This window comes from Streptacidiphilus carbonis (genome assembly GCF_000787775.1).
GTDB lineage: Bacteria > Actinomycetota > Actinomycetes > Streptomycetales > Streptomycetaceae > Streptacidiphilus > Streptacidiphilus carbonis.
Map to the genome: position 1 here is coordinate 15,611 of NZ_BBPM01000034.1, position 7,532 is coordinate 23,142.

7 protein-coding genes, 1 tRNA gene and 1 pseudogene are annotated in these 7,532 nt (G+C 73.4%); all 9 read right to left on the reverse strand.

Features of this window, described 5'->3' with window-relative positions; translation table 11 throughout:
* Nucleotides 1–361: universal stress protein (locus TR46_RS39835; protein ID WP_161790189.1), on the reverse strand; the 361-nt coding region annotated here is incomplete at its 3' end.
* A gap of 157 nt (nucleotides 362–518) precedes the next feature.
* Nucleotides 519–1,082, reverse strand: coding sequence for a gluconokinase (locus tag TR46_RS24260; RefSeq protein ID WP_042404855.1), 564 nt, complete (start codon nucleotides 1,080–1,082; stop codon nucleotides 519–521).
* A gap of 195 nt (nucleotides 1,083–1,277) precedes the next feature.
* On the reverse strand, nucleotides 1,278–1,406 hold the full coding sequence (locus tag TR46_RS45105) for a hypothetical protein (protein WP_269084272.1): 129 nt from the start codon (nucleotides 1,404–1,406) through the stop codon (nucleotides 1,278–1,280).
* Nucleotides 1,407–1,465: 59 nt separating this feature from the next.
* Nucleotides 1,466–1,542 (reverse strand) — tRNA-Thr (locus TR46_RS24265).
* 82 nt (nucleotides 1,543–1,624) lie between these two features.
* Entirely contained in the window at nucleotides 1,625–2,284 is a 660-nt protein-coding gene (gene leuE, locus TR46_RS24270; RefSeq protein WP_042404856.1) for a leucine efflux protein LeuE, read from the reverse strand.
* 84 nt (nucleotides 2,285–2,368) lie between these two features.
* Entirely contained in the window at nucleotides 2,369–4,003 is a 1,635-nt protein-coding gene (locus tag TR46_RS24275; RefSeq protein ID WP_042404859.1) for an alpha/beta hydrolase, read from the reverse strand.
* A gap of 50 nt (nucleotides 4,004–4,053) precedes the next feature.
* Nucleotides 4,054–5,121 (reverse strand): alpha/beta hydrolase, encoded by a 1,068-nt coding sequence (locus TR46_RS45110; protein WP_042404861.1) that lies wholly within the window; start codon nucleotides 5,119–5,121, stop codon nucleotides 4,054–4,056.
* A 203-nt stretch (nucleotides 5,122–5,324) separates the two neighbouring features.
* Nucleotides 5,325–6,560 (reverse strand): DNA polymerase III subunit delta', encoded by a 1,236-nt coding sequence (locus TR46_RS24285; protein WP_042404864.1) that lies wholly within the window; start codon nucleotides 6,558–6,560, stop codon nucleotides 5,325–5,327.
* Between the two features lie 117 nt (nucleotides 6,561–6,677).
* Nucleotides 6,678–7,532: pseudogene (locus TR46_RS24290) on the reverse strand (hypothetical protein); the annotation flags it as partial.

Here is a 7,532-nt window from a genome sequence, read left to right on the forward strand (position 1 = left end):
AACCACGACGCTGCCGACAACGAGCAGGGACGCGTCGCCGGCCGCTTCGAGCAGTGCTTTGACGGCGGTGGCCCGCCGCACCTGGGCGCGTACCTCGACCGACGGCCGCGACCCGGCGGCTTCCCCGAGGGCTTTGTCGAGCTCCCCGCGCCCGGGCCTCCACTGCCGCTTCGTCGGTGCTCGACGGGGGCACCCATCCGAGCGACCCGTAGAACTGCGGGAGGTCCCAGGCCGTCACCGCCTCCAACACCCCACCGGTCAGCTCCGCCTGTCGCAGGGCCCACCGCAGGGCCTGCTTCGACGAGTCGGAGCCGTCCACACCGACCACGATGCGGTCCGCGGTCTGGTGCTGGTCAACCATGGTTCCTCCTCGACTGGTGGTGGGGGACGGACCACCGCAAAGGCTTTGTGGCACCCCACCGTGGGGCTCGATCCCAAGCCTCAGCTCGGCCCGGGATTTCCCGGAGTCCGGCAGGGCCGGACGGGGCTTCGGGGAGCGGCGGACCGGCACGGGCGGCTCAGCCGGGCTCGTCCGCTTCGGCGGCGCTCAGCCGCGCCAGACCGTCCGCCGCCGTTCGGGTGATGCGGTCGGGTGCCGGGGACGCGTCCATCACCAGGCCGTGCTCCTGCGGCTCCAGCGGTTCGAGCTCGGAGAGCTGCGAGTCGAGCAGCGACGCCGGCATGAAATGGCCGGTGCGGTGCCCGACCCGGTCCTCCAGCACGTCGCGGCCTGCCGCCAGATGGAGGAAGACGACCGCCGGGCAGGCCGATCGCAGGATGTCCCGATGGCTGCGCTTGAGCGCCGAGCAGGCCACCACGCCCCCGGCGCCCTCCCGCTCGTGCAGCCAGCGGCCGATGGCCAGCAGCCAGGGCCGGCGGTCCGCGTCGTCGAGCGGGATGCCGGCGGACATCTTGGCGATGTTGGCCTGCGGATGCAGGTCGTCCGCGTCGCCCAACGCAACGCCCAACCGCTCGGCCAGCAGACGGGCCACGGTGCTCTTGCCGACCCCGGAGACGCCCATCACCACGACACACGGACGGCGGGTCGGGTCGCTGTCGGACGTCGGGTCGCTGTCGGACATCGCGTGCTCCTGACTGCAGCTGCCGCTGACCGGCCTCGCACGGCGGGTCCGCGCGACGACCGAGACCCCCTGCGACCCACCGTAGGACGACCCGCTGCACCACGCAGAGCACGCCGACCGGCGCCCCTCGGGGGCCCTCACCCCCGACACCTACGGGGGTCACCTGCGGCCGGAGCGGTCCGCCGAGGACTCCTGTCAGCGCACCCAGTTCTTCAGCGGCCCGGTGTCCAAGGTGATCCCGACCGGAGCGGGAAGCTCGACGGTCCTGCCGAAGCTGCGCCGGATGCGGGTCGTGTAGGCGCCGTCCCCGGGTCCGCTGCGCACCGGCACCTCACCGGAAAAACAAAAACCCAGATCGTCGTGGAGACCGGTCCGGGATTGTGTGGAGCCGCCTTCGGGATTCGAACCCGAGACCTACGCATTACGAGTGCGTTGCTCTGGCCAACTGAGCTAAGGCGGCGATGTCGGCGGTCCGTGACCGGCAACGGGGGTTAGTCTACACAGTCCGCGAGGGTGATCCTTACCGGATTCCGGGGGGCTGGTCAGCTGGTGGAGGCCGTGGCGAGCTTGGCGGCGAAGCCTATGAAGAGGGCTGCGACGCCGGTGGTGAGGCCGGCCGAGAGGCGGCGACGGCGGCGGAAGGCGTTGGCCAGGGCGGTGCCGGCGAGTATCAGCGTGGTGAGGTAGAGCACGCTGCAGAGCTGGAGCGTCGCGCCGAGGATCGCGAAGGACAGCGCGTGCGGCCCGTAGCCCGGGTCGACGAACTGCACGAAGAAGGAGAGCAGGAACAGGATCGCCTTCGGGTTGAGCAGGCTGATCACCAGGGCCCGGCGGAACGGGCGCTCGCGCTCGTCCAGCGGGGCGGCGGCCTCGGGGGCGGCGGCCGGGTCGGCCTTGCGTTCGCGCCACATCTGGCGGGCCGACTTCAGCATGCCGTAGCCGATGTAGACCAGGTAGGCCGCGCCGACCAGCTTGACCGCGTCGAAGACCAGCGGGGTGGCCTTCAGCAGCGAGGCGGCCCCGAGCGAGGTGAGCACGATCAGCGTGGTGTCCCCCAGGAACACCCCGCAGGCCGAGCGGAAGCCGGTGCGGACCCCGCGGCGCGCGGCCACCGAGAGCACGTACATGGAGTTGGGTCCGGGGAGCAGGACGATCAGCAGGGCGCCGATCGCATAGGTGCTGTAGTGGACAACTCCGAACATGCCTGCCGCCTCGTCCTTCCACCGCACCACGGGCTGGTGCGGTGAAAGGATTGTGGCATTGATTCGGTCCTTACCAGTACCGACTTAGTTGCACATGGTCCCCTTGGCCGGGGTGTGGCCGCTGAGCAGATAGACGTTGACGTCGCCGTCGATGCAGGAGCTGCCGCGGGCGTAGGCGGTGTGGCCGTCGCCGTTGTAGGAGAGCAGCGTGCCCGAGTCGAGCTGGGCGGCCAGGCCCTGGGCCCAGGCGTAGGGGGTGGCCGGGTCGCGGGTGGTGCCGACCACCAGGATCGGGGCCGAGCCCTTGGCCGGGATGGTGTGCGGCTCGCCGGTGGGCTTCACCGGCCAGGAGGAGCAGGACAGGCCGGACCAGGCAAGCGTGGCGCCGAAGTGCGGCGACGCCTTCTGGTAGGTGGGGAGCTGCTGCTCCACCTCCTGCGGCGTGGTCGCCGCCGGGGCCAGGTCCAGGCAGTTGACCGCGGCGTTGGCGGCCATCAGGTTCCCGTAGTGGCCCGAAGGGGACCGCTCGTAGTACTCGTCGGAGAGCGCCAGCAGCCCGCTTCCGTTGCCGCCGACCGCCTGGTTCAGCGCGGTACGCAGCGTCGGCCACTCCCCCTGGTCGTACATGGCGGAGATCACACCGGTGGTGCCCAGCGCCTCGTCCAGGGTCCGGCCCGTGGTGTCGGTGCTGAGCGGGTGCTTGTCCCAGGCGGCGAAGAGGGCGTCCAGCTTGGTCCCGGCCTGCTCGGTGGTCGAGCCGAGCGGGCAGCCGCTGCGCTTGACGCAGTCGGCCGCGAAGGCGTTGAACGCCGTCTCGAAGCCGCCGGCCTGCTGGCTGTTGAGCTGGAAGGCGTCCAGCGAGGGGTTCATGGCGCCGTCCAGCACCACATGGCCGACCCGGGACGGGAACAGCCCGGCGTAGGTGGCGCCGAGGAAGGTCCCGTAGGACTTGCCCAGGTAGTTGAGCTTGGCGTCGCCGAGCAGGGCGCGCAGGACGTCCATGTCCTTGGCCGCCTCCACCGTGCTGACGTGGCCCAGCAGGGCGCGCGAATTCTGCTCGCAGGCCTGGGCGAACGTCTTGTCGGCCGCGAGCAGGGTGTTGATCTCCGACGTGGAGTCGGGGGTGGTGTCGGTGGCGGAGAAGCCGTCCATCTGCTTGTCCGTCAGACACTTCACCGGGGTGCTCAGATTGACCCCGCGCGGGTCCATCCCGACGATGTCGTAGGCGTTGCGGACCGCGGCCGGGTAGCTGGTGGCCGCGTACTCGGCGTACTCGATCGCCGAGCCGCCCGGGCCGCCGGGGTTGACCAGCAGCGATCCCAGGTGCTGGGACCCCTGGGCGGCGGACTGGCGGCGGATCACGGCCAGGGTGACGTCGTCCGAGCCCGAACCCGGGTTCGCGTAGTCCAGCGGCACCTTCATCGTGGCGCACTGGAAGCCGGACGCGCAGCCGCTGCTGGTCCAGCTCAGCTTCTGGGTGTAGTAGCGCTGCAGGTCCGCGGGGACCGCGGCGGGCAACGGCTCCAGCACCGGTGCGGATGCCGCGGTGGCGCCGGCGGACGCGGAGGCCGACGCGGCCGAGGCGGGCGAGGACGAGGCGGCGTCCGAGCCGGAGCCGGTACTGCGCGGAGGGGTGGGCGCGGACGAACTGCACCCGGCCGTCACGACCAGGCTCGCGGACAGCACCGTCGCTGTGGCGAGCCGTTGTACTACGTTCATCCGGACCTCAACTCTCTCTGCACGCAGAGGGTACCGTTCGACGCTGACAGTCACTGCCCGGAGGCCCGGGCCGAGGGTTGTGCGGGTGGCGGAACGGACGGCCGCGCCGGCGACTGGGCGGGCGACGACTGCGCGGCTGCCGGGCCGGCCAGAAGCTCCGTCAGATATCCGGCGCCCTGGCGCACCAGGCGGAAGCGCTGCCGCTCCGGGGAGAAGTCCTGGGCGGTCGCGACGGTCCGCAGGTCGGTGCGCGGGCGGGTGGCGAGGGCGGTGCGGAGCCGTGCTGCCGACTGCTGGCCGGCCGTGTCGGAGAAGGCGTCGGCGAGCAGCAGATGGGCCGTGCCGGGTGCGCCGGTGTTCGGCGCCCGCAGCGGGACCAGCGCCTCGTAGTGCCCGGAGAGTCCGGCCGCGGCGGTGAAGTCGGCCGGGTGCGCCAACTCCGCGGCCACCGCGCAGGGGGCTCCCGCCCCCAGCCCCAGCAGCGCCCAGCCCTGGGCGTCCTTCCGGACGTGGAACCTGGCCGCCAGCGCACGGCGCAGTGCGGCGGCGGGCGGGTAGGCGGCGGGGTCGCAGCGCGCGATCGGGACCACGGCGACGAAGGGGTTGGCCCGCCCCAGTTCGGCGGCGCTCTGCAGACCGTCGAGGACCGACCCGAGCTCGGCCGCATCGGCGCGGACCAGGAGCACTTGGAGCGGCGCGGTGCGGCCCAGGTACTGCTTCGGCAGCCACACCCTGAGCCGGCCCGGGACCCCGGGAAGGGTGCCCTCCAGGAGCTGGCCGCCCGAGGGGTGACCGACCGTCAGCAGACCTGGGGATGTGTGAGCCGGGGACGTACGGGTGGGCGCGGCCGAGGCGCGGGCCGAGCGCGCGGGCGGCGGCTCGGCGTGGGCTCCGGCACGCTGCTGCTGCGGGGAGAGGCCCACGGCGACGCCGCTGGCGCAGACGCAGCCGACAGCGGCCACGGCCGCGGCGCCGCGGAGGGCCGCACCGCGGTAACGGGGCGTCAGCTCGTACACCAGTCCGGCCCGCTGCTCGCGCCAGGACGCGAGGGCGCTGCCGCCCGCCCAGACTGCCGTCACCACGCCGAACAGTGCGAAACCCGCCCACCACAAGATCATCCAGTGGGCATCCCCCGGGGCCTGCGGCAACTCTCACTACGGGTACCGAGTGTCACCCGAAGGAGGGAGTGCGGGGCGTCTTCAGGGTGCGGCGGGCCGCATGGTTGGTCGCGCGCGCAGTGACTCAGGCAGAGCCCCGCGCCCCTATGGGTCTGCAACCGAACCACCGTGGGCAAGTTGCCGCACCCGAAAAATGCAACGCCCTACCCCGCGCGCAAGGCGACAGCCATGGCCTCGACGGCGAGCAGTGGGGCCACATTGCGTTCCAGGGCTGTGCGGCAGGCCAGTACCGCCTCGATGCGGCGCAGTGTGGCCTCCGGGCGGGACTCCCCCGCCACGCGTTCCACCGCCTGCCGCATCTCCTCGTTGGAGAGCTCGCCCGCGGCGCCGAACTGGACCGCCAGTACGTCGCGGTAGAAGGAGGAGAGGTCGATCAGCGCCCGGTCCAGGCTGTCCCGCTGGGTGCGGGTGGCCCGGCGCTTCTGGCGGTCCTCCAGCTCCTTCATCGCCCCCGCGGTGCCCCGCGGCATCCGGCCGCCGACGCCGGCGGCCGCGCCCAGCGCGGCCCGCAGCTCCTCGGTCTCCCTGGTGTCGACCTCCTCGGCGACCTGCTTGGCGTCCGCGGCCGCCGCGTCGACCAGACTCTGTGCGCCCGCCAGGCAGGCGCCGAGGTCGGCGACGCGCAGCGGCAGCTTCAACACCTCGGCGCGGCGCTCGCGCGCGCCCGCGTCAAGCGCCAGTCGGCGGGCCCGGCCGATGTGGCCCTGGGCGGCGCGGGCGGCGAAGGCCGCCATCTCCGGTTCGATGCCGTCCCGTCGCACCAGGACATCGGCGACCGCCGCCACCGGCGGGGTCCGCAGCACCAGCAGCCGGCAGCGGGAGCGGATCGTCGGCAGCGCGTCCTCCACGGACGGGGCGCAGAGCAGCCACACCGTCCGCGGCGCCGGCTCCTCGATGGCTTTGAGCAGGACGTTGGCCGCACCTTCGGTGAGCCGGTCGGAGTCCTCCAGGATGATCACCTGCCAGCGCCCGCCGGCCGGGGACATCGACGCGCTGCGGACCAGCTCCCTGGTCTCCTTCACCCCGATGCTGAGCACATCGGTGCGGACCGACTCCACATCGGCGTGACTGCCGATCAGCGCGGTGTGGCAGCCCTCGCAGAAGCCGCAGCCGGGGATCCCGCCCAGCTCCAGGTCCGGCGAAGTGCACTGGAGCGAGGCGGCGAAGGCCCGGGCGGCGGTGGCCATACCGGAGCCGGGCGGGCCGGTGAACAGCCAGGCATGGGTCATCCCCGAGCTGCCGGACTGCTCCTCGGCACCGCTGTTCCGGCTGTCGCCGGACCTGCCGGACTCGCCCAGGACCACCCGGGCCGACCGGGCGGCGGCGACCAGCTGCTCCACCACCTGCTCCTGGCCGACCAGGTCGTCCCACACGCTCACGATGTCTCCGGTCCGGTCGAGCGACGGCTGCTGTGGGACGAGCCTAACCGGCCGCACCGACAGCGCCGGGCCGTGCCCGAGCGCGCTCAGCCAACGCTAAGCCGCACTCAGCCGCGCTCAGGCCCTGCCCGTGCCGCCGCCCCTGCCGTCCTCGGGCCGGCCCTGGTTCGGGCCCTCGCCCTCCGCCTCCCGGCCGTCCCACTGGGACCACTCGTCCCGGGAGCCGAGCAGCTCGTCGGTCAGGCTGGGCAGGTCGTCCAACGGGGTGTCCTCGGCCCAGTCGTAGCGGCCGCCGTGCTGCGGCGCGGGCGCGTTCGGGTCGACGACCGGCATCTGCCGGGTCCGCTCCACCGGCGGGGCCGGCGGCTGCGGCGCCCCGGTGTCGTGCGGGCGGAACAGCCAGTCGGGGACCTTGTCCTGGACGCTCTCGTCGCTGCGCGGCTTGGCCACCCGCCAGGACCTCGGCAGCTGACGGGTCTGCTCCGGGTCCGGCACCTGCGGCAGGACTGCGGTCGGCTCCTCCGGAGCGGGCTGCCCCTCCGGAGCGGCCGGCTTCACCACCGCCCGTCCGCGGCGCGGCTTCGCGTCGTCCCCGGTGACCCGCGGCAGCACCGCGGTCTCGTCGGCGGCGGCGGACGCCGTCGGCGGGGTCGCGGGGGGCGCAGGGGCCGCAGGGGGCGTGGACGGCTTCGGCGGCGCGGCCTTCCCCGCCGAGGCCCGCTCCGCGTCGATCGCCTCGGCGCGGCGGACCGCCTCGGCCCGCTCCTCCTCGCTGATGACCTGGGTGGGCTCCTCGGGCTCGGCCGTCCTGGGCTTCGAAGCCGGCCTGGCGTCCTCGACGACCGGCGTCACCGCCGTCTCGTCCTCGGACGCCGCCGCCTCGGACCCGGCCGACTCGGACCCGGCCGACTCGGACCCCGTGCCCTCGGCGTTCGCGGCCTCGGCGTTCGCAGCCCCCGCCTTCGCCAGCGG

What these genes read in the sequence shown, in the direction of transcription:
- TR46_RS24260 (WP_042404855.1), bottom strand. Translation starts at nt 1,082, where the DNA reads ATGTCCGACAGCGACCCGACGTCCGACAGCGACCCGACCCGCCGTCCG.
- leuE (WP_042404856.1), bottom strand. Translation starts at nt 2,284, where the DNA reads ATGTTCGGAGTTGTCCACTACAGCACCTATGCGATCGGCGCCCTGCTG.
- TR46_RS24275 (WP_042404859.1), bottom strand. Translation starts at nt 4,003, where the DNA reads ATGAACGTAGTACAACGGCTCGCCACAGCGACGGTGCTGTCCGCGAGC.
- TR46_RS45110 (WP_042404861.1), bottom strand. Translation starts at nt 5,121, where the DNA reads ATGATCTTGTGGTGGGCGGGTTTCGCACTGTTCGGCGTGGTGACGGCA.